Annotated in this window: 17 protein-coding genes; 9 read left to right on the forward strand and 8 right to left on the reverse strand. The window is 52.8% G+C overall.

Annotated features, from left to right (window positions below):
• Positions 1-15 precede the first annotated feature (15 nt).
• On the forward strand, positions 16-792 hold the full coding sequence (gene surE, locus MKJ04_RS06365) for a 5'/3'-nucleotidase SurE (RefSeq protein ID WP_241640423.1): 777 nt from the start codon (positions 16-18) through the stop codon (positions 790-792).
• 138 nt (positions 793-930) lie between these two features.
• Here surE and MKJ04_RS06370 read toward each other — a convergent pair whose 3' ends face one another.
• The 7 genes from MKJ04_RS06370 to MKJ04_RS06400 all read right to left on the reverse strand — a co-directional run bounded on the left by MKJ04_RS06370 (position 931) and on the right by MKJ04_RS06400 (position 9,531).
• Positions 931-1,380, reverse strand: a complete 450-nt coding sequence (locus MKJ04_RS06370) for an energy transducer TonB (RefSeq protein WP_241640424.1) — start codon at positions 1,378-1,380, stop codon at positions 931-933.
• Between the two features lie 94 nt (positions 1,381-1,474).
• A complete protein-coding gene (locus MKJ04_RS06375) occupies positions 1,475-2,812 on the reverse strand; it encodes a M56 family metallopeptidase (protein WP_241640425.1) in 1,338 nt (445 codons plus the stop codon).
• Entirely contained in the window at positions 2,784-3,194 is a 411-nt protein-coding gene (locus MKJ04_RS06380) for a BlaI/MecI/CopY family transcriptional regulator (RefSeq protein ID WP_241640426.1), read from the reverse strand. Before MKJ04_RS06380 ends, MKJ04_RS06375 begins: the two co-directional genes overlap by 29 nt.
• A gap of 135 nt (positions 3,195-3,329) precedes the next feature.
• Complete coding sequence (locus MKJ04_RS06385; protein ID WP_241640432.1) at positions 3,330-4,685, reverse strand: RagB/SusD family nutrient uptake outer membrane protein; 1,356 nt, start codon at positions 4,683-4,685, stop codon at positions 3,330-3,332.
• 21 nt (positions 4,686-4,706) lie between these two features.
• A complete protein-coding gene (locus MKJ04_RS06390; RefSeq protein WP_241640436.1) occupies positions 4,707-7,790 on the reverse strand; it encodes a SusC/RagA family TonB-linked outer membrane protein in 3,084 nt (1,027 codons plus the stop codon).
• Between the two features lie 260 nt (positions 7,791-8,050).
• A complete protein-coding gene (locus tag MKJ04_RS06395; RefSeq protein ID WP_241640438.1) occupies positions 8,051-8,653 on the reverse strand; it encodes a phosphoglycerate mutase family protein in 603 nt (200 codons plus the stop codon).
• 290 nt (positions 8,654-8,943) lie between these two features.
• The gene (locus MKJ04_RS06400; RefSeq protein WP_241640440.1) at positions 8,944-9,531 is read right to left on the reverse strand and encodes a GNAT family N-acetyltransferase; all 588 of its coding nucleotides are present in this window, start codon (positions 9,529-9,531) and stop codon (positions 8,944-8,946) included.
• 431 nt (positions 9,532-9,962) lie between these two features.
• Here MKJ04_RS06400 and MKJ04_RS06405 point away from each other — a divergent pair, with 431 nt between their 5' ends.
• The 5 genes from MKJ04_RS06405 to MKJ04_RS06425 all read left to right on the forward strand — a co-directional run bounded on the left by MKJ04_RS06405 (position 9,963) and on the right by MKJ04_RS06425 (position 14,779).
• Positions 9,963-11,036, forward strand: a complete 1,074-nt coding sequence (locus MKJ04_RS06405) for a glycosyltransferase family 4 protein (protein ID WP_241640441.1) — start codon at positions 9,963-9,965, stop codon at positions 11,034-11,036.
• Between the two features lie 261 nt (positions 11,037-11,297).
• A complete protein-coding gene (locus tag MKJ04_RS06410; RefSeq protein WP_241640442.1) occupies positions 11,298-12,398 on the forward strand; it encodes a glycosyltransferase in 1,101 nt (366 codons plus the stop codon).
• A 140-nt stretch (positions 12,399-12,538) separates the two neighbouring features.
• Entirely contained in the window at positions 12,539-13,102 is a 564-nt protein-coding gene (locus tag MKJ04_RS06415) for an NUDIX hydrolase (protein ID WP_241640443.1), read from the forward strand.
• A 306-nt stretch (positions 13,103-13,408) separates the two neighbouring features.
• On the forward strand, positions 13,409-13,987 hold the full coding sequence (locus MKJ04_RS06420) for a nitroreductase family protein (RefSeq protein ID WP_241640444.1): 579 nt from the start codon (positions 13,409-13,411) through the stop codon (positions 13,985-13,987).
• Between the two features lie 78 nt (positions 13,988-14,065).
• Complete coding sequence (locus tag MKJ04_RS06425; RefSeq protein ID WP_241640445.1) at positions 14,066-14,779, forward strand: pirin family protein; 714 nt, start codon at positions 14,066-14,068, stop codon at positions 14,777-14,779.
• 437 nt (positions 14,780-15,216) lie between these two features.
• On the opposite strand, the gene MKJ04_RS06430 is transcribed toward MKJ04_RS06425, so the two are convergent.
• Positions 15,217-15,912: a TIGR02117 family protein gene (locus MKJ04_RS06430; protein WP_241640446.1), complete on the reverse strand. Its 696-nt coding sequence runs from the start codon at positions 15,910-15,912 to the stop codon at positions 15,217-15,219.
• A gap of 145 nt (positions 15,913-16,057) precedes the next feature.
• On the opposite strand from MKJ04_RS06430, the gene MKJ04_RS06435 reads away from it, so the two are divergent.
• From MKJ04_RS06435 to MKJ04_RS06445, 3 genes are all read left to right on the forward strand, one after another.
• Positions 16,058-18,613, forward strand: coding sequence for a M14 family metallopeptidase (locus MKJ04_RS06435; RefSeq protein WP_241640451.1), 2,556 nt, complete (start codon positions 16,058-16,060; stop codon positions 18,611-18,613).
• Positions 18,614-19,036: 423 nt separating this feature from the next.
• Entirely contained in the window at positions 19,037-19,582 is a 546-nt protein-coding gene (locus tag MKJ04_RS06440) for a DinB family protein (RefSeq protein WP_241640452.1), read from the forward strand.
• 179 nt (positions 19,583-19,761) lie between these two features.
• Complete coding sequence (locus MKJ04_RS06445; RefSeq protein WP_241640453.1) at positions 19,762-21,276, forward strand: hypothetical protein; 1,515 nt, start codon at positions 19,762-19,764, stop codon at positions 21,274-21,276.
• Positions 21,277-21,404 lie beyond the last annotated feature (128 nt).

The following is a 21,404-nucleotide window of genomic DNA, read 5'->3' on the forward strand; positions in this document are numbered from 1 at the left end:
CTTAAAATTATTAAGATGGCTAAACCATTGATTCTGGTCTCAAACGACGATGGCATTACCGCACCGGGCATCCGGACGCTTGTGAAGGTCGCCATGAAGATAGGGGAGGTTGTGGTGGTGGCGCCGGATGGGCCGCAGTCGGGCATGGGGCACGCCATCACGATTGGCAACACGCTGCGCCTGGACAGATCCATCGCCCTCGAGGACCTGAACGTGGAGGCGTATGAGTGCTCTGGCACACCCGCCGACTGCGTGAAACTGGCCAAGCACCACGTGCTGAAAGAGCGCACCCCCGACCTAGTGGTGAGCGGCATTAACCATGGCTCCAACTCCAGCATCAGCGTGCTGTACTCCGGCACCATGTCGGCGGCCATCGAGGCGGCCATCGAGGGGCTTCCCTCCATCGGGTTCTCCCTCTGCGACTATGGGCATGAGGCCGACTTTTCGCATACCGAGGAGTTTGTGGAGCTGATTATCCGGCAGGCCCTGCAGCACCGCATACCCGAGAACACGGCCCTGAACGTGAACCTGCCCAAGAAGAGCGAACAGCCGATAAAAGGCATTAAGGTATGCCGGCAGGCCCATGCCAAGTGGCAGGAGGAGTTTGACGAGCGCCTGGACCCGCGGAACCGAAAGTACTACTGGATGACGGGCAGCTTCGTGAACTTCGACAAGGGTGAGGACACTGATGAGTGGGCGCTGGTGAACAACTACGTGTCTATTGTACCCTGCCAGTTCGATATGACCGCGCACCACGCTATCGCCATGCTAAACGAGAACTGGGATTTTTAAAGGTCTTTTTTCTGCTGCAAATAAAGTATAAAGTCCCGTTTGCGGAGGCCCTTTTTCAGGTGTGCGCAAACGGGACTTTTGGTTGAAGTGGACCTGGTGGCTCTAGAACAAAGGTATAACAGCCAAATAGAGGCCATGCTATTTGATGGTGTAGCGCACCGGCAGGGTATACCTCACTGGCACCGGTTTGCCATCCTGCCGCCCCGGTGTCCAGTTGCCGCTGGTGAGTTTCACAACCCGGGCGGCTTCCTGGTCTGTCTCTGGGCTCAGACTTTTCACAGTCTGTATGTCGGATACGCTGCCATCCGTGTTGATGACAAACGAAAGGACAGTGATTCCTTCCACGCCTGCCTTCTTCGCCGCCTTCGGGTAGTTGATGTTGCTTCCCAGAAATGCCAGCATCGCATTCTCTCCACCTTTGAAAACGGGAATCTGCTCCACATACGTGTAGGGTTTGGCGGAGGCGTCATGCTTGTCTGCAACGGTTTCCTGTTTCTGTACTTCCATCACAGGGTCTTGTTCGGTAGAGCAGGAGGTCGCCATCAAGAGGGTAATAAGCACTGCATGGGTTGCGATAAGCTTTTTCATAACGGTTTTTTCTAGGTTTGAGAATGAAATTTTCAGGCAATACGATATTCGGCCAGGTTTTATACCGGGCTAAAAACTACTAGAAAAGGCTATTTTATCTTGAGGTAAAGCGGATGGGCAGGGTATACCGGACAGGAACCGCTTTGCCGCTCTGCCTGCCGGGCTCCCATTTCCCGTTCATCAGCTCCACCACCCGGATAACCTCTTCGTCGGTGCCCATACCCAGTTTTTTTATAATTTGGACGTCAGTTAAGCGGCCATCTTCCTGCACCACAAAACTTGCCACAACAATACCTTCAAGTTTCGCTTCCGAAGCCGCTTCAGGGTATTTTATCGCGGTGCCCAAAAACTCCAGCATCTTTCCTTCCCCGCCCTTAAACTGCGGCATCTGCTCCACATAGGTATAAGGCTTAGGCCTAAAGCCATTTGGCATGTCCTCGTTGGGCAAGGGTATAGCAACCGGCATATTGGCTGTGGTGTCTCCTTTCAGGATGGGCATTTTGCCTGACTGAGCAGGTACTGGTTTTAAGGTGCGTTGCGTAAAGGAATTCCCGGCTACTGGCCGTGACGAGAGCGTGAACAGCAGCGCTGCAACCAGCGGCAGCACGAGGAGCGGCTTTCCCCAGTTCGGCTGTTTTCCGTGCAGCTGGAGCATGTGCAGGCGCTGGAGTACCTGCGGCTTCTGAAAGTGACTGCCTATGGGGAGCCCCATGTTGAGGAGCACCTCTTTGGAGAGAAGCAACCGGTAGGGTTGGGCCTGATGCTGTTCCAGTACGCGGGCATCGGCCTGAAACTCGTGCAGGTTTCGGAGTTCCTGTTTCAGCAGCCACACAATCGGGTTGAACCACAGGACAATGGATAGGAGCTCATACCACAGAATATCGTAGGTATGGCCCAGGCGCGCGTGGGCAAGCTCATGCGTCAGCACCTGTTGCCTTTCAGCCGCGCTCAGCGGACCTTGCTCCCCTAAAAAGACGGTGCGCAGAAAGGCGAAGGAGGCATAGGGCCGCTCAAGCTGTAAGATCTGAACCGCATCCGGGGTCTGCTCCCGGTATGTTGCCTGGGCTTTCAGGCGATGGATCTGCCAGAGTTGTCTCAGCAGTTTTACCGTCAGCAGGAAAGCCACCGCCAGGTATAGGCCTAACGCCACGTGGGAGAGGGCCGGAAATATACCCACAGTCGTTTGGCTGCCTGCGGTTATAGTCACCCCCGCCAACTGTATGGCTTGGAGCGTTTTTTCTATTCCGGTATCGGGCTGGAACAAGCTGGGCCACCGGAGCAGCGGCAGCACTAGCGCCACCAGCGGTGCCAGCAGCAGGTATAGCCTGTTAAACCGGAAGTCGGTTTCGTGGCGCAACAGCGCAACGTAGAACCCATAGAGCGCAAGCAGCCCCAGGCCTGATTTAAGTATGAGATTGAGCAGGGTCTCCATCTGGCGTGTCTTTTGGGTTTGAGTCGATGTCCTCTTTCACCTGTTGCAGCAGCTGGTCGAGTTGCTGCACGTTCAGGTTGTTGTCCTGGGCGAAGAACGAGACAAGCTTCTCGAACGATCCGCCAAAATAGCCGCTCATGAAGTTCTTCAGGAAGTCGCGCTTATACGTGTCCTGGGCCACCAGCGGGTAGTACTGGTGCGACTTGCCAAACGCCTCGTGGCCCACAAAGCCCTTGCTCTCCAGAATGCGCACGATGGTGGAGACGGTGTTGTAGGCTGGCTTCGGTGTGGGCAACTCCTCCAGTATATCCCGGACAAATGCCCGCTCCAGCTTCCAGAGCACCTGCATAATCTCCTCCTCGGCCTTGGTCAGTTCTTTCATGCGTATGTGCTTAAAAATTTTGCTCTGTGAATGTATAACTAATTACTTAGTTTAACAACTAAAAGTTTAGTTATTTATGGGAAAATAAAAGGGCTCTCTTGTAGAGCCCTTTTAGATGGGGGATTTTAGTTTATACTAGTACCCTGGGTTTTGAGTGAGTCCTGGGTTTACCTCTATCTGCTGTAACGGAATCGGCCATAAGTTTCGGAAAGTCTCTCCGGTATCTTCACAGAATTCTAATAAATCACAGGTCAGATTATAGCGTTTTAGGTCCATAAAGCGGAGGCCTTCTCCTACAAATTCAAGCCGTCGCTGCTCAAGTATTTCCTGAAGCGCTTCAGCATTTGAGATGTCTTCTACCGTCATCAAGCCCGCTCTTTCACGAATAATGTTGATGTCGGAAAGTACGCTGCTGCTAGCTGCTTCAGATCCGCTCGCCATTCTCGCATTAGCTTCTGCCCTGATCAGGAACATTTCAGCCAAACGAATTACAATAACGTTGTCGGCGTTATTGGATACGTCATCGTATTTTATGAGCCTGCGTCGATTTCGCTGTATGGTCGTAGTTGCTTCAAAACGTTCGTCACCTTCATTGGCTGATGCCTCTAAGGCGGCATAAGCGTTTGCGCTGACATAAAAACGTTGCCCGGATGAGGTAGGGTCGGAAGCTGTGCCTAAACCGTTAGCGTCATTCATTGTAAAGTCTAATTCAAAAATTGACTCATCGTTTCCTTCGTTAGTAAATAACGTGGCAAAATCATCTAACAGTTCGAATTGCCCACTTTCTATTACCTTTGTCGCTTTTGCTGCAGCCTCTGCATAGTTACCTCGCTGCAGGTAAACACGGGCCAGCAAGGCTACTGGTGCATATTCACTGGCACGCTGAATCTGGGTGATGCCTTCTAGCTTAGTTTCCGCATCCTGCAAATCAGCAATAATGGCTTCGTACACCTGTGCTTCTGTTGCACGAGGCAATAACTGAATTTCCTCGATGCTGGTAGTGGGTGTTGTTACGACAGGAACCCCTCCGTAAACCTTCAACAAATCGAAATGAGCCAACCCACGGATAAATTTCATTTCACCGATAATCTGGTTACGTTGCTCATCAGAGATATTGGTTAAGCGTTGCGCATCCCGGATCACGATATTAGCTCGGTTGATAGCGGTATAGATACTGCTCCACGTATTAGCAATTTGCAGGTTAGATGAATTAATCCGCTTGCTGGCTACTTCTCTATCGGTCGTAAAAGTGCCAGAGAAAGAGATGTCGTCTGCATATAAGCCTTGATACAACAGATAGCGTAGTCCATAATAGTTGGTGGACTGCAAGGCGCTATACGCTCCAAGGGTTGATCTATCTAGTGTGATAAAATCAACTACGGAACCCTCTGCCTCAATGGCAGTAGTTGGCTCAACGTCAAGCACATCTTCGCAGCTTACAAAAGTGAACAGACCGAGTGCTGCTAATAATATTTTAGAATATTTTTTCATATTGTTTCTATCCTTTTTCTCTTATAAACCAACGTTAATACCAAAAGTGATTGTCCGTGTTTGCGGGAAGGTATAAAAGTCTACGCCTAAGGTCGTATTGGATGTGCCAGCGTAATTTACCTCCGGGTCAAACCCTGGATAGTCGGTAAAAGTGAGTAGGTTTTGCGCTTGTGCGTAAACGCGCAAGCTTCTTAGTTTAACTCGCTCTGTGAACGTATTTGGCAGTGTATATCCCAGCACTACGTTTTTGACACGGGTATAAGAACCATCATATATAAAGCGGGATGAGTTACTGCGGTTGTTATCGTTTAGATCATCCACAGTGGCCCTTGGGATGTCTGTCTGATCACCTTCCTGCTGCCAGCGGCCGGTGACTAAGCTAAGCATGTTGTCATCTAAAAAGTCGTTGCCAAGATGCTGCTGATACTGATGCGCTGGGTTTGCAATCTGATTGCCAACAGAAAACTGCAAGAATATGCTCAGATCGAACCCATTATAGCGGAACGTATTGGTAAAACCGCCAACGTAATCAGGCTGTGCGTTTCCGATGATAGTCAGGTCATCATCGGTAATGATACCGTCTGGTTGTCCATTAGGCCCACTAACATCGCGAAAGTTTACATCGCCTGCCTGAGCTCCTTGTGCCTGCCTGGAGGCTGGGATTTCATCTGTTGTGCTGTAAATACCGTCAGCTTGGTAGCCGTAGAAGGTACCTATTGGTTCCCCCTCCCTCAATACTAGCGAGTTGCCACCAAAACCGTAGAAAATATCCTGACCTTGGTAAAGCTCTGTAACCTTGTTGCGGTTAAACGAGATGTTAAAGTCGGAGGTCCAGTTAAAGCCTGTCTTCCCTCTGTCAATATTAACTGTGTTCAAGGCAAGTTCAAAGCCTTTGTTCTCCGTGGCTCCGATATTGGACTGGTAACTTGCGAAACCATTTTGCGTGGCGACAGGACGGGCAAACAACAAATCTTCTGTCTTTTTGATATAATAATCAACAGCCAGGTTCACTCTATTATTTAGAACACCGATATCAGCGCCTATATTTAGCTGGTTTGTTGTTTCCCACTTCAAGTCTGGGTTTGGAATTTGTGAGAGGGCAATCCCTGGGTCATCCTGATAGTTTGCTCCGGTTACCAATGCTTGGTAGCTAAAATTACCGATTTCCTGATTGCCTGTTATGCCATAAGAGGCACGTAGCTTGAACTCACTAAGTAGATCAAGGTTCGCCATAAAGTCTTCTTCCATAACTCTCCAGCCCAATGAAACAGAAGGGAAGTAGCCAAAGCGGTTATTTACACCAAATCTGGATGAACCGTCTGCTCGGAAGTTTACCCCTAACAGGTACTTTTCTTTAAAGCTGTAATTTACGCGACCAAAATAAGAGAGTAAAACACTTTCCGTCAGGGCACTTGAACCTTCGTTGACACGGGCGGCGCTAGCTATATAGCGGAAGCGCTCTCCAGGAAAACCTTGGCCAGTGACGAAAGATGAGCTAATGTTATTTTCCTCCTTGCTTGTGCCAATCACAGCGGAAACGTTGTGCATATCATTAAACAACTTGTTGTAGCTAAGCGTGGACTCAAGAAGAAGCTTGGTGGCTGTTGTTGTAGCATTCGTTCCTTCACCGCCTACAGCCGTTGTGAAAGAACCTGGATAATTAGTTGGCGTGTACCGACGTTCATCTACGTTGAGGGCATCATAGCCACCTTTCACTTGCAAGTCAAGACCGGTGGCAAGCGTATATCGAGCAAAAATATTGCCCAAGGCCCGAAGGTTTGTCGTGACGTCGTCATTTTCGGTACCTTCTGCCACTGGGTTTGTGTAAAAATAGTTCGGGCGGGTATAGCCACCATCTTCATAGTACACAGGCCAGATAGGAGAGGCTGCCAGAGAATTGGCAAAAGGACCGTAAAGCGTATTGTCACTCACAATACGGTTGTTCTCAGAGCGACTCAACTGTATACTGGTGCCGATTGAAAGTTTATCGTTCACGGTATGATCCAGATTCAGGCGGGTAGAATAGCGCTTGTACTCACTCCCGATGATAATCCCTTCCTGATCAAAGTAGTTTCCGGACAGATAGTATCGTGTTTTTGCATCGCCTCCGCTGAGAGACAGCTCGTAATTTTTGATGTTGGCATCCCTGGTCACCTCATCAACCCAATCAGTGTTGGCTTGGTCAAAATCCAGTTCTCCATAATAGAAGTCAATAAAATCCGCAAATGTGGCATCAGGGGCCAGGTAGGCATCATTTACGTAGGCCTCTAACATAATTTCCTTATACTGGTCGGCTTTCAGGAAATCAGGCTTTTTCCACATGCGTTGTGTACCAGTGTAGGCATTAAAGTTGATTTGAGTCTTCCGATCAGCGCCTCGTTTGGTAGTGATTAAAACTACGCCGTTTGCGGCACGTGAGCCATATATGGCGGCGGCGGATGCATCCTTTAAAATGTCAATGGACTCAATGTCGTTTGGATTCAGGTCTGCAATAGCATTTACGCTCTGTCCACCATAGCCAAGTTGAGAGTAGTCTCCCGTAGTCAGGGGCACACCGTCCACAACATACAGCGGCTGGTTATTTGCAGAAATAGAGGTTGCTCCGCGTACGCGCACACTTATGCCAGCACCTGGCGTGCCTGAGTTCTGGGAGATTTGCACCCCCGCGGCCCGGCCTTGCATCGCCTGGTCTACACTTACTACCGGTATATTCTGTAAATCTTCGGCAGTAACCTTTGCCGTGGCACCGGTTACCTCACGACGCTCCTGCGTACCATACCCCACCACCACTACTTCTTCCAACAGTTTCTGGTCAGAGGCGAGTTGCACGTTTACGGTGGCGCGGTTGCTTACCGGCACTTCCTGGGTCAGCATGCCCACAAAGCGGAAAACCAGTGTGGCGTTTGGGTTCACGTTTAGCTGGTACTCCCCGTTGACGCCGGTGGTCACCCCATTGGTGGTGCCTTTTTCAAGCACTGTCACGCCGGGCAAGGCCGCACCGTCAGCGGCGGCAGTCACGCGGCCTGAAACAGTTTGAACCTGCGCTAACACGCTGTTCAGGAGCGTGAAAACCATCAGGAAACTCAACAGTAAAATCTTTCTCATATTGGTTTAGGTTTAGTGTGTGAAATGTGTAATTATTAATTGTGGAAATTGGGATACTCGTATTTAAATGCTGTTACAGTGATAGCGCTTCGGATTCGTTGCTGAAATAGCAAGCAACCGAGCCGAAACATGAAATTACGCTAATTTGCTTAATCGTTCAAACACATATAGCGCCTATTTGCGAGATACTGCGGTTATGGGCATTACTGACAAGAGCATTATACTCTATTGCCTGTCAGATGTTCTTGTAGAATAGGGGTTTATGTGTTCTCTTTTGTGAGTAGGTGTACCGACAGAAAATTATTTCCGCCATCCACGGCGATGCGCCATCCCATGCGTTTCAACTCCCACCGGATAAAATTGTTCAGGAGCCCATGCGCCACCAGCACGGTGGTGTCGTGCTCCGACGCGTCCTGCACCAGCAGCTCGGCGCAGATGCGGGCCCTGCGCTTCGCCTCCTTAAAGGTTTCGATGCCCTTGCTGTTAAAGCCCAGGAACCACAGCACCCGGGATGCGAGTAGCCATAGCCTTATGGGTAGCCGGAGTAGCGGCAGCGAAAAGATCTTGCGCTCAAACTCCCTGAAGTTGTGGTTGACTTTCAGGACGACCTGCTCCCCGAATATAGCCTTGGCCGTAAGCTGCGACCGGACAAGCGTGCTGCAGTAAACCGATTTTATCTCGCGGTAGGGTATGGCTTCGTGCTCCAGTACAAACTCCTCTACCTCGGCAGTGTCGTAGGCGGCAATGTACTGGCGCGCAGACGCAGTGTTGAAATAGCCCACCTTCGGAACGATAGGGCGAGCATGGCGGATCAGAAAGATCTTTTTCTGCACGATGGTGCTTGCAGTCGATTGTTTTTCCAAGGGGGGAGTGCTTTTCAAATTTACCAACAGATGTTTTGCCTGACACCCATCATACGGCAAAACCAGCCATCAGACTGTGAACTGAATACACCAGTACTCGACCAATTTAATTACCAGAAGTAGCGTTTGTCTTTATATGTATAGAAACAGCTTTTATGCATTATTTCTACTTCTTAATTTCTAATTTTTAATTTGGCGAAGCACCAGGTCTGTACTATTATGTATGGATAAGTATACCATACCGACATAAAGCGGCTGGCCGCAGGCAAAGATGCAATTGCTGCAGGCGGTTAAGCGGGCAGATCGCCGAAAACGGTCTTTTTGATTTGGTCCCATTCCGGGCGCAGGATGCTGTAGTATACCGTGTCGCGGCGGCGGCCATCGTGCATCAGGGTATGGCTGCGCAGAATGCCCTCCTCTATGGCCCCGATCTTGCGCATAGCCTTCCGGGAACGGGCGTTCAGCGCGTCACCCTTCAGCTCTACCCGCTCCAGGTGCAGTTCCTCGAAGGCATAGCGCAGCAGCAGAAACTTGCAGTGCCTGTTCAGGCCACTGCCCCTGAACTCCCGGCTCAACCACGTCCAGCCAATCTCCACGCGTTTGTCTGCCACTGAGATGTTGCCATAGCTGGTGCTGCCGGCCAGTTGGCCCGTCGCTTTATCCACGATCATAAAGGTATAGCGCGTGCCTTTCTGGTAACCTTCCGTAACGGTGCGCACCCATTCGGCCAGTTCCTGCTCGTTGCTGATGCGGGTGACCATATAGCGCCAAATTTCCTCATCAAAAGCAATGGTTCGGAGCTCGGGAATGTCTGCCGGTTGGAAAGGGCGCAACAGCACGCGGCTATCCTCTAAAAGGGGTATGGTTTCAAAGTCCATCGGTAAGTCAGTGAAGTGTAGAGAAGTTTGACTCAAATCTAAAAAAGCATTCGCATACTGCCCAACGGTTGGGTATAACTGTCCGGGATATACTTCATACTGAGCATGTATAATAACACAGGGTATAAACCAATATGATTTTATGAAACATTTGGAAGGAGCACAACCCTCTTTCCATGTCCTACGTTCTAGCTAATCATTATAGGTTTTGATTAATTATTTAAAAGAATTATCCTATAGTTGGTTTGGCGCGCACGAATCGCCCTGCCTTAGAATATGGCGGCACCTATACCGGCAGTAAACCACGATGGCAGAAGCTTTGGCCTGAAACAGCCATTTGGGAACTGCATACGCTGCCTGATGCTACATACATTTACAGAAGAGACACCCATTATACACTCATGGAAGCACATCACCTAGCAAGAATCCTGATGACAACAGACACCATAGGCGGTGTCTGGAATTACTCACTCGAACTCATTCGCGCCCTTGCGCCCTTCGGCACACACTTCGATCTGGCCGTGATGGGCGCGCCGCTCACCGACGACCAGCGCCGTCAGGCACAAGAGTTGACTAACCTGACCCTACATGAAAGCACGTACAAGCTGGAGTGGATGGAGAACCCCTGGGAGGATGTGGAGGCTGCCGGAGAGTGGCTGCTTGCGCTTAAGAGCAAGGTAAGGCCCGACTTGGTGCACCTGAACGGGATGGTACACGGGGCTCTGGCCTGGGGCGTCCCGGTTGTAGTGGCCGTGCACTCCTGCGTGCTGTCGTGGTGGCGTGCCGTAAAAGGCGAGGAGGCTCCTCAGGCCTGGGACAAGTATAAGCAACTGGTGACGCGCGGTTTGCAGGCTGCCGATTTGGTGGTGGCCCCAACACTGGCGATGATGAACCAGGCGCAAGCACTGTACGGACCGTTTAAGGCCCAGACCGTGATTTACAACGGCCGCGCCCAGAATAATTACCAGTTCGGCAAAAAAGAGCCTTTTGTATTTAGCATGGGCCGCGTTTGGGACGAAGCGAAAAACATCTCGATGCTGGCGCATATTGCCTCCGAGCTCTCCTGGCCGGTATATATCGCTGGGGACGACAAGCACCCTGCCACCGGCGAGCCCGTCGAACTGGAGAATGTTCACTTCCTGGGTCAGCTGACAGAGAAAGAAGTTGCGGACTGGCTTTCGAGGGCCTCGATCTATGCGCTGCCAGCCAAGTATGAGCCATTCGGCCTTACCATACTGGAGGCAGCCATGTCGGGATGCGCGTTGGTGGTGGGCAAAACAGACAGCCAGGCAGAGATTTGGGGAAATGCGGCCCGCTACGTGGACCCCGGCAACGCAGACAAGTTGCGTGACACGCTCCAGAACCTGATTCAGGATGAGTTTGTGCGCAACGTGATGGGCTGCCGCGCCGTGAAACGCTCCCACGGCTACACCGCCGACCCGATGGGCCAGGATTACGACCATGTATACCGCCAACTGATGCAACTCTCGCTGGCAGTAAGTTAGGCCTGCTCAGAACAGGGGGTGGCTGGCCGTTTTCAGGCCAGATTAGGTAAAGAAAGCACCGCTTTTGGCTGGAAAACACTGGTACTCAGCTACCGGGTTAAACAATGTGTAAATTTGGAGTTTTTATTACACAGAAAGACAAATGAAACAGGAAAAGCTGCGTATAAAATGGCATTCCTGATATAAGACCGGCGTACTCCTACACTACATTTTCCGTAAGATGCTGCGCATGAATGTAAATCAATAAAACACAGCAGAAGCATGAACATAGTTATACTGGGTTTATCGAATACGTCGGGCAGGGGAGACGGCCATACCGCCCTCTACCAGCCCCTGATGCGCGAACTGAGTCAGAAGGGCCATCATATCCTTTTTCTGAAGCGTGAAAGGCCTGGCTACGGCGTTGTGGACGAGTCCCTGAACACTGGCTTCTGCGAAACTGGGCACTATTATTCTCTCAAAGACCTGCAGCTGTTTACGGAGCAGGTGCACGAGGCAGACATGGTCATCCTCGGCTCGTCTGTGCCAGAGGGCGTGCAGGTGGCGGAGTGGGTGCTGCGAAACGCGCGGGGCGTAAAGGCCTTCTACGACCTCGATACCCCTGTTACACTGGCCAGGCTAAATAGCAGGGCATGCGACTACCTGAACCCCGACCTTATCCCGCAATTTGACCTATACCTTTCGGTTATGGGAGGGCCCGCGCTTGAGGTGCTGGAGCGGCAGTATGGCTCCCCGATGGCACGTGCCCTGTATCGATCCGTAGACGCCACGCTGTTTTACCCTGAGTTCCGGGAGAAAATCTGGGATCTGGGTTACCTCGCGGATTTTACCGAAAGCCACCAGCCACTCGTGGATAAACTGATGCTGGAAGCTGCCAGCGACTGGTCAAAAGGCCGGTTTGTGGTGGCAGGGGCGCAGTACCCACCGGACATGCCATGGCCGACGAACACAAAGTATACCCAACAGCTGCAGACAGCAGACCACCGCAAGTTCTACAACAGCCTGCGCTTTGCCCTACACATCACCGGGCCCGAGGCGTTGCCGGGAACCTACGCCCCAAGCGCCAGCCTATTGGAGGCGGCTGCCTGTGGCACCCCGATTATCGCGAACTACTGGGAGGGCCTGGAGGATGTCCTGGCAATAGACTCCGAGATACTGGTGTCCCGCTCATCCAAAGAAACGATACAGTACCTGCGAGAAATATCGAAATCTGAGCGCAAGCTCATCGGGGAGCGGGCGCGCAAGAAAATACTCTCCCGCCATACCCCCGCACGGCGGGCAAAAGAGCTCATCGGCTATGCCGAGGAATTCCTGACACTCGACGGTGAGCCCGGCGCGTACAACCTTGAAGTCGTGGTATAAACACGACGCCACACGGAACCGAGTACGTAACTGTGGATGACATACCCGCACTGATGCCATGAAAGGCAACGCCTGCTATACCCTAGCAGGCGTTGCCTTTTGTAGGGGTATCGTTAACTTGCGTGCAACCTAAACGAGCAATGGAGAACAACAAGCATACACCCACTCCCTGGAAAGTGTTAAAAACTGAGATGGTGGTGGACGAGAAATGGTATAAACTGCGGCGCGACCACGTGGCGCTGCCCAACGGGCTGGAACTGGACGATTATTACGTGAGCGTGCGGCCGGATGTGGTGCTCACCTTCCCACTGACCGCGGACAATCAGGTGATATTTGTGCGGCAGTACAAACACGCAGCCAGCGACATTTTTATCGAGTTGCCCGGCGGCGTGATTGACGCGCACGAGACCGAGCCCGCCGAGGCGGCCAAACGCGAACTGCTGGAAGAAACAGGTTATACCACCAGCGAAGTTGAGTTCCTACTGGAGGTAACCGACAACCCTACAAAGGACACCAATAAAATCTACTTTTTTCTGGCCCGCAACGTGCACAAAGTGGCTGAGCAGGACCTGGACGATTCGGAGGCGATTGAGGTGCTGAAAGTACCCCTGCACGAGGTAGGGCAAATGGTTATGGACGGGCGCTTGCATGTGTCTGGCACGGTAGCCTTGTGCCTGCTGGCGCTTCGGAAACTGGGGGTATAAAATAGCACCTCCAGCAGCAGGAGAGGCACTTTATCCGCTTCAAAATTCCCTTTCTCAGCTAATGCTGTAAAACAAATCGGTGCCGGGGTAAAGCAAGCGCACGAGGTGCCCAGTCGTTTCACGAAGGGAGCTGTGCGCGTTCTTCTAAACCCGTATTTTTATCAGACCCATAGGGAACGAACCATAAAAACCTAATGTTATGTTTGTACATTAAATGTATATACATTAAATTTGCATGTATAAAACACGTACAAAGTATACACACAGGGCAGTGCTTGCGCCTGCCTTTATACCTATTTAAAAGCGATGACAGATACTAAAAATAAGATAGCAGTGCATAATTTGATCACGACACGAAGAAGCCCGCGTGCCTTCAGGGAAAAAGCGGTGACGGAGGAGCAGTTGGAGTCACTTTTTCAGGCTGCCCGCTGGGCTCCCTCGTCTATGAACGAGCAGCCATGGCGCTTTATCTATGCCGCCAAAGAGGACCAGGAGGCCTTCTCGCGCTTGTTTGGGTGCCTTGTTGAGGGAAACAGCTGGGCCAAAAACGCTTCGGCGCTTTTCGTGACGGTGGCGAAAAAAAGCTACGACCTCAACGGGAAACCCAACAGCCACGCCTGGCACGACGTGGGCCTGGCCACTGGCAACCTGCTGCTGCAGGCAACCGAGCTTGGGCTGCACATTCACCTGATGGGAGGCTTCAACGCTGCAAAGGCGCAGCAAGACCTGGGCATACCGGAGGGGTATGAGCCCGTGGCCATGGGTGCCATTGGCTTTGCCGGAGACCCCGATACGTTGCCTGACCCACTAAAAGAGCGGGAACTGGCCCCGCGTACCCGAAAGCCGCTGCAAGAGCTCGTGTTTAAGGGCAAATGGCAGGGATAAAACAGCTTATGGCGAACGGCGGGGCGGTCTGATTTCGTAGAAAGCTCCTTCATTAATAAAGATAAAAACACTAAAGACATGAGCAAGAAAGTAATGCATAAAGCGGCAACGCGCGGCCACGCCAACCATGGCTGGCTCAACTCGCACCATTCTTTCAGTTTCGCGAGCTATCATAACCCAGAGCGCATGGGCTTTGGCCTATTGCGTGTCCTGAATGACGATGAGGTGGCTGCGGGCATGGGCTTTGGGGCGCATCCCCACGACAACATGGAGATCGTTTCGATACCGCTGGAAGGCGAACTGGCCCACAAGGACAGCACCGGCAACAGCAAAATCATCCAGACGAACGAAGTGCAGATCATGTCGGCCGGAACTGGCCTGACGCACTCAGAGTTCAACCACTCCAAAACGGATCCTGTGAAGTTCCTGCAGATCTGGGTGTTCCCGAAAGAGCGTAACATCGAGCCGCGCTACGAGCAGAAGGCTTTCAGGCCGGAAGACCGCGTGAACCAACTGCAAACGGTGGTATCACCAGACAAAAATGGCGATGCGATCTGGATCAATCAGGATGCCTGGTTTACGCTCGGAAGCCTGAAGGAGGGTTTCTCGGAAGAGTATAAAGTGCATAAGCCGGGCAACGGCGTGTATGCCTTTGTGCTGGAAGGGGAAGTGGAGATAGACGGAGAGAAGCTGGGCAGACGCGATGGCCTGGGCATTTCTGAGACAGAAGCCTTCCAGATTAAAGCCTCCGGCGACGCAGAGCTGTTGCTGATGGAAGTACCCATGCAGTAAGCAAATCCCCTCAGACAGTGAAAACTCTGGTGCCTGTTTAAGATAAGAAGCAGTAATCTAACGTTAACTTAAGAATAGCTGCACGTTCACCTGCTTTCACAATAAGTTTTCCTGCTTTGGAGAAGTATAGTTTAGCTAGATGAGGGCAAAATGATTCCCAGTTTTTCTGGGAGGCGCCGGGGGTAGGGGCCCTCTATTTGTAGATTTCCGGTGCCGAACGGAGTGAGGCATTGCGCAGCGCAGCGAGCAAAGGGACACGACACAGTGCCGAGCGGGAAAACGCGCCCCAGCTTAAGTAGGGCCCCTACCCCAGGCGTGGAGCGCAAAGCAAGCTATGCAATAAGGCTGTTCAAGTTTTGAAATAACCGCTATACTCCCGATTTCACGTTAATTTTAGAGACAGCAATCGCCCCGGCCAGCAAGCCGGGGCGATTGCGTTAGCGGAGGTAGCGCATCACGGCAAAGGGCAGCGGGGCCCACAGAGCGGTGGGTATACCTGCCGCTTTCAGGCCTTTGCTCACCCAGTTGTTGCAGTTGTGCAGGATGTAGAATTTGCCGTTTGCCTCATAAAAAGTGTCCTGACCGGTATAGCCTGATCCGGAAATATGCCTGTAGGCTCCGTTCTCTTTCTGAAAGGAAGCATCGATATACGCTACTAACTGCTGATACTGTTCCGGCGAGAGCAGCACGGGCTGTTGTTGCCTGGTGGGTATAAGTTTGCTTGAAACATAGGCGACGTGCATGGCAGCGGGCGTGGGCCAGAGGGAGGCGCTGAGCGCCACTCCCGGCGTGAGGTCGCGCCACGACGGAGTTTGCATGAAAAAGCGGCGGTCGCCCCAGCCAAAAGCCAGGTAGGTGTAGCTGCTGTCGGCGGCGGGGAAGTGCTCAAGCGGCACCTTTTGGCGCCAGTCCATATAGGGAGTTGCCACAGGTACCACAAAATCGGTATGCACCCCGTTGGAGGTGACGAAAATCTCTACCCGCTCATCCTCAGTATGGGCCTGGGCAAAACCATTGTTTACGGGTATGCTGCCCAGAACCGCCGCGCACAGTAGAAAAAGCGCCACCGTGCCCACCACGCTCACCGCCATACCCCCAACCAGACAGCCTACCTTTCGCTTGATCGTTCGCATATTCGCTACATACGTAACGCAGGGGCAAAGGCCTGAACAAGTGAACGCGTGCCATACCGCCGGGCTGGCTTGCCTTATTCAGCAATTTTGCAGAGATTGTGCCTTGATTCAGTTCCAATCCAACTACTTTTTAACAAACAATCCTATGATCAACTCGCTAAAGCGAAGTTTCGCTTTGCTATTGCTGCTGCTGTGTGTGCAGGTGGCCACGGCGCAGGGCCAGTTGCAGTCGCCGGCGCAGTTTCTGGGCTACCCGCTGGGCAAGCAGTTCACTACCCACAACCGCATCCTGGACTATGTGCAGTATCTGGCGGCGCAATCGCCTGACCGGATGAAGGTGCAGGAGTATGGCCATACCTACGAGGGGCGCCCCCTGGTGCTGGCCACCGTAGCCTCAAAAGAGAATTTGCCGCGCCTGGAGCAGATCCGGGAGAATAACCTCCGGCAGGCGGGCCTGCAAAGCGGACAGGTGCAGGGTGAGCAGCCCGCCGTGGTATGGCTCAGCTACAACATCCACGGAAATGAGTCGGTGAGCTCGGAGGCGGTGATGCAGGTGCTGTATGACCTGCTGAATCCGGCAAACGCCCAGGCAGGGAAATGGCTGCAGAACACCGTGGTGATGCTGGACCCCTGCGTGAACCCCGATGGGCGCGAGCGCTACGTGCAGTGGTATAAGCAGGCCTCGAACCGGGCAGGAAACGCCTCGCCCTATGCCTGGGAGCATTATGAGCCGTGGCCGGGCGGCAGACCAAACCACTACTACTTCGACCTGAACCGCGACTGGGCCTGGCAAACGCAGGTGGAGTCGAAGCAGCGCATGCAGGTATACAACAGCTGGCTGCCGCAGGTGCACGCCGACTTCCATGAGATGGGCACCGAGTCGCCATACTACTTCTCGCCGGCGGCCAAGCCTTTCCACGAGAGCATTACGCCGTGGCAGCGTCAGTTCCAGAACACCATCGGTGAGTATAACCGGGAGGCCTTCGACAAAAACAACTGGCTGTACTTCACCCGCGAGAACTTCGACCTGTTTTACCCCAGCTACGGCGACACCTACCCCACCTACAACGGCGCCATCGGGATGACCTACGAGCAGGGCGGATCGGGCAGGGCAGGGCTGGCCTATACCAAGCAGGACGGCGACACCCTCACCCTGACAGACCGCATCACACACCACGTGGCGGCCAGCATGGCCACCATCCAGGCCACCTCTGAAAAGGCGGAGCCACTGAAGCAGGAGTTCCGGAAGTACTACGACAACAACCTCAGAAACCCCGCAGGAGACTACAAGGCCTTTGTGCTGAAGGCAGACAACCAGAACGCGGGCAACCTGAAAGCGCTGACGAGCTACCTCGACCAGCAGGGCATCCGGTATGGCTACGCAGGCAAAAGCAACTCCGTGAAAGGGTATAACTACAGCAACGGCAAGACAGAAAGCGTGCGCCTGGCACCGCAGGATGTCGTGATTAGCATGTACCAGCCGAAGTCCACACTCCTGAAAGTGCTCTTCGAGCCAAACGCCCGCCTCGAGGATTCGCTGACGTATGACATTACTTCCTGGGCAATGCCTTACGCCTACGGGGTGCAGGCCTACGCCACCAAATCCAAGCTGGAGCCAACGCAAAGAGCAGACACGCCTCCGATTGTAAAATTAGAAATCGAGCGCCCCTACGCCTACCTGGCCCGCTGGACAAGTCTGCAGGACCTGAAGTTCCTGACTGCGCTGATGCAGGAGGGTATAAAAGTGCGCCAGGCCGAGAAAGCCTTCGAGACCGACGGCCAGCAGTTTGCCCCCGGCACCCTCATCATTACCCGCACCGGCAACACCGCCCTGGGTGAGAAGTTGGACGAGACGGTGCGCCAGTTGGCAAATGAGCATCAGGTTAGCCTGCGCGCCACCACCACGGGTTTTGTGAGCAGCGGGGCCGATTTCGGCTCAGGGAGTGTGCGCTATCTTAAAATGCCGAAGGTGGCACTGCTCTCCGGAGAGGGCGTTTCGCCGTACGGCTTTGGGGAGGTATGGCATTACTTTGAGCAGCAGATCGGCTATCCGGTCACGGTGCTCAACACTTCTTACTTCAGCAGTGTGCCCCTGCACGAGTTTGACGTGCTGATTCTGCCGGCGGGTTCCTACAGCCGCACGCTCAATGAGGAGACGCTGGAAAAAGTGAAGGACTGGGTGCAGGCAGGCGGAAAGCTGATTGCCATGGAAAGTGCAGCCGGATATCTGGCAGGGAAAACCGGCTTCAACCTGAAGAAAAAAACGGAGGAGGAAGAAAGCAAAGACAAGGAAAAATCAAAAGACGAAGACCCCTACAAGCACCTGCGCACTTACGCCAACCGCGAGCGCGAGTCTCTGCAGGAAGAAGTGCAGGGCAGTATTTTCAAAGTCGATCTGGACAACACGCACCCGCTGGCCTTTGGCTACGGCCCCACGTACTTTGCCCTGATTCGCTCTTCCGACACCTTCAGCTTCCTGGAAAAAGGCTGGAACGTGGGCGTGCTCAAGAAGAACAACTATACTACCGGCTTTGTAGGCACCAGTTCCAAAACCAAGCTGCAGGACGCCCTGATTCTGGGCACGCAGGAACTGGGGCGCGGGCAGGTGGTATACCTGGCAGACAATCCACTGTTCCGTGGTTTCTGGCAAAGCGGCAAGTTGCTGTTCGGCAATGCCGTGTTCCTGGTGGGGCAGCAGTAAAGAAAAGGAAGATCAGCTTAAAAGCCTCTTGACGAAAGTCTAGAGGCTTTTTTATGTGGGTTCAACTGCTTTAGAACTAACGTGAACTCAGAATATCTGCTCATTCGGACTTCCCAGTCCGAATGCCACCTGACGGGGATTTCCTAATCCCCGCTATTAGGTATAACGCCCCGCCAATTATGCCTCCTAAAGAATAAAGCTAAACCTAAAGCCCTGGCTTTGCCGGTAATTTAACTTCGAAATCATCCCGAAAAGGTTTACTCACAAAAAGGGGTATGGAGGGGTATACATGCAGCCGCGGCTAATCACCAGCTGCTGAACCCAAGCCATACCCTCAAAATCCTGGAGTGCGCTTACAGCGTGTAAAGTATAGGTGCAATGCCGAAAGATGGTTACCTTCGCAGCAAAGCATTCGCAATTACTATGAGTTTACCTATAGGTTATCCGGCCCCCGAAGAGTACCAGGGCTATGTTGGCGCTTATGTGCAGCAAGCACAAACAGAAGATCTGATTGAGGGGCTCACCGCCAGCTACGTCTTTATTATGGGCATGCTGCAGGGCCTGTCGGAGGAGCAACTGCTGCACCGTTATGCCGAAGGCAAGTGGAGTATAAAAGAGGTAATGGTGCACCTGATGGATGCCGAGCGCATTTTTGCCTACCGCGCTCTCCGCTTTGCCCGCCAGGACAAAACCGAGCTGCCCGGTTTCGATGAGAACAGTTTCGCAGTCTCCTCCAAGGCCGATGCCCGTGAGATTAACAGCATTCTGGCAGAGTACACGGCCGTGCGCACCGCCACCATCGAGCTCTTCAAAAGTTTTACCGGCGAGGATCTAACGCAAACCGGCACCGCCAGCGGCCTCACACTCAGCGTGCGTGCCCTGGGTTTCGTGACTTTGGGCCACGAAGTGCATCACCTCAAGATTATCCGGGAGCGCTACCTGGCGCAAAGCCAAGAGCCCGCACACTAAACGCAGGCGTTGGGGTATGGCTGCTGGATGTATGAATTAGGTGAATATTGTTAGTGATAAACAGGTGTCTGCTGTTAAAATATGCTAATGTAAACAACAATCAGAAACGCTGAGAAGCTACCCGAGACCAGGCTGCCCTAAAACCTAGCCCCTGGAAACAAAAGCCGAAGTTATACCTGTTGCTCGCTGTTGGCCTGGCTGCCGCTATTGCCTTTGTCCGCTACGGTATCTTTAAAAACCATCGCGCTGCTGATTGGGCAGTTCATTACAAAGGCATCGGCACGGGCTCGTCTCCCCGCATGGCAGACTTGAATGACGACGGAGTGCTGGACATTGTTTTAGGGGCGGGAGGCGCTGAGAATGCACCCAGCGACACAGCTGTGATTGCCCTGGACGGCACTAATGGCGACATGCTCTGGCATGTTCCGGGGCGCAACCAGGTGGTGGGCTCCGCGCTTTTTTACGATATCACCGACGATGGCGTGCCGGATGTATACATCGGTGGCCGCACAGCCGAGCTGGTCGTGATTGATGGGGCTAGTGGTGAGGTGCTGTGGCGGTTTTTCCCGGCTGACCATACTCTGAATCCTGCTGACTCGGGCATCTATAATTTCTACAACCCCCAGCTTGTTTCAGACCAGGACCAGGATGGAAAACAAGACCTGCTCATCTCGAACGGCGGGGACTATACCATCAAACCTTTTGACCCCAGGCGGCCACCGGGCAAGCTGTTGGTAGTGAGCAGCCGCACCGGCAAAACCCTGTCGGAAGCCAGGATGCCCGATGGCAGAGAGATCTATATGTCGGTGGTGAAGGTGCGCCTGAAGCCTGACGGAGAAGAGGAGGTTATTTTCGGCACGGGCGGCGAGACCATTGGCGGACATCTTTACCGGGTATCGCTGCAGGATGTGTTGAGTGGGGATCTATCCGAGGCGACAGTGCTGGCCACAGGCAAAAACAAAGGTTTCGTGGCGCCGCCTGCGCTGGCCGACATCACCGGAGACGGTATCTATGATGTGATCGCGAATGCCGTGGACGGGCGCACCATCGCCATCGCCGGGGCAACCGATTCGCTGCTGTGGAGCGTGGCGTTGCCGGGCACCGAAATATACTCCGGCCCAGCTATCGGGTATTTTAATGCGGATGAGGTGCCCGACGTGTTCACCAACTACAGCATCGGCACATGGCCCATGATCAGGCGGTCTACCCAGCGGATGATAGACGGGCAAACCGGCCAGGTGCTGTTTTCAGATACGCTTGGCATTTTTTCCTGCGCCTCTCCGGTTGTGGCCGACTTCAACGAGGATGGAGCGGACGATGTGCTGTTTGTGGTCAACAACCTCGTGCGCCTCCACAAATACGATTACGATAAGAAGCATATCAACCAGCTGACGGTCTTCAATTTCCGGAACAATACCCATTACACGATAGGCGATACCTTGCCCGGCAGCAACCTGGCCAGCACCCCCTGGCTCGGAGACCTGGACGACGATGGAAAGCTGGACATCGTATCGACTTCGGTAGACCTGGACGGACAGAAAAACGATATTGACCGGCCTACCAACCTCCGGGTGTTCCATGTCAAAACTCCATACTTCATAAAAAATGAAATCAGGTGGGGGAGCTATATGGGAAGTAATTACGACGGGGTTTTCAGAACAGAGCAAAAGTCAACCATGGTAGGGAGGGAGTGAGGCCTCATGCCGTTGGTTTTAAGGAAGCGTTAGGCGTGTAATTACTTGAGATTAGTATTGGCTATATATAACTGAAGTGATTTTCCGGCTTCAGTTGAGTTACAATGGCAAAGTTGCTTATCTTATCC

The sequence above is a fragment of the Pontibacter sp. E15-1 genome (assembly GCF_022601975.1).
GTDB lineage: Bacteria > Bacteroidota > Bacteroidia > Cytophagales > Hymenobacteraceae > Pontibacter.

What these genes read in the sequence shown, in the direction of transcription:
- MKJ04_RS06390 (WP_241640436.1), bottom strand. Translation starts at nt 7,790, where the DNA reads ATGAGAAAGATTTTACTGTTGAGTTTCCTGATGGTTTTCACGCTCCTG.
- MKJ04_RS06405 (WP_241640441.1), top strand. Translation starts at nt 9,963, where the DNA reads ATGACAACAGACACCATAGGCGGTGTCTGGAATTACTCACTCGAACTC.
- MKJ04_RS06440 (WP_241640452.1), top strand. Translation starts at nt 19,037, where the DNA reads ATGAGTTTACCTATAGGTTATCCGGCCCCCGAAGAGTACCAGGGCTAT.
- MKJ04_RS06400 (WP_241640440.1), bottom strand. Translation starts at nt 9,531, where the DNA reads ATGGACTTTGAAACCATACCCCTTTTAGAGGATAGCCGCGTGCTGTTG.
- MKJ04_RS06430 (WP_241640446.1), bottom strand. Translation starts at nt 15,912, where the DNA reads ATGCGAACGATCAAGCGAAAGGTAGGCTGTCTGGTTGGGGGTATGGCG.
- MKJ04_RS06420 (WP_241640444.1), top strand. Translation starts at nt 13,409, where the DNA reads ATGACAGATACTAAAAATAAGATAGCAGTGCATAATTTGATCACGACA.
- MKJ04_RS06385 (WP_241640432.1), bottom strand. Translation starts at nt 4,685, where the DNA reads ATGAAAAAATATTCTAAAATATTATTAGCAGCACTCGGTCTGTTCACT.
- MKJ04_RS06410 (WP_241640442.1), top strand. Translation starts at nt 11,298, where the DNA reads ATGAACATAGTTATACTGGGTTTATCGAATACGTCGGGCAGGGGAGAC.
- surE (WP_241640423.1), top strand. Translation starts at nt 16, where the DNA reads ATGGCTAAACCATTGATTCTGGTCTCAAACGACGATGGCATTACCGCA.
- MKJ04_RS06415 (WP_241640443.1), top strand. Translation starts at nt 12,539, where the DNA reads ATGGAGAACAACAAGCATACACCCACTCCCTGGAAAGTGTTAAAAACT.
- MKJ04_RS06370 (WP_241640424.1), bottom strand. Translation starts at nt 1,380, where the DNA reads ATGAAAAAGCTTATCGCAACCCATGCAGTGCTTATTACCCTCTTGATG.
- MKJ04_RS06380 (WP_241640426.1), bottom strand. Translation starts at nt 3,194, where the DNA reads ATGAAAGAACTGACCAAGGCCGAGGAGGAGATTATGCAGGTGCTCTGG.
- MKJ04_RS06425 (WP_241640445.1), top strand. Translation starts at nt 14,066, where the DNA reads ATGAGCAAGAAAGTAATGCATAAAGCGGCAACGCGCGGCCACGCCAAC.
- MKJ04_RS06435 (WP_241640451.1), top strand. Translation starts at nt 16,058, where the DNA reads ATGATCAACTCGCTAAAGCGAAGTTTCGCTTTGCTATTGCTGCTGCTG.
- MKJ04_RS06375 (WP_241640425.1), bottom strand. Translation starts at nt 2,812, where the DNA reads ATGGAGACCCTGCTCAATCTCATACTTAAATCAGGCCTGGGGCTGCTT.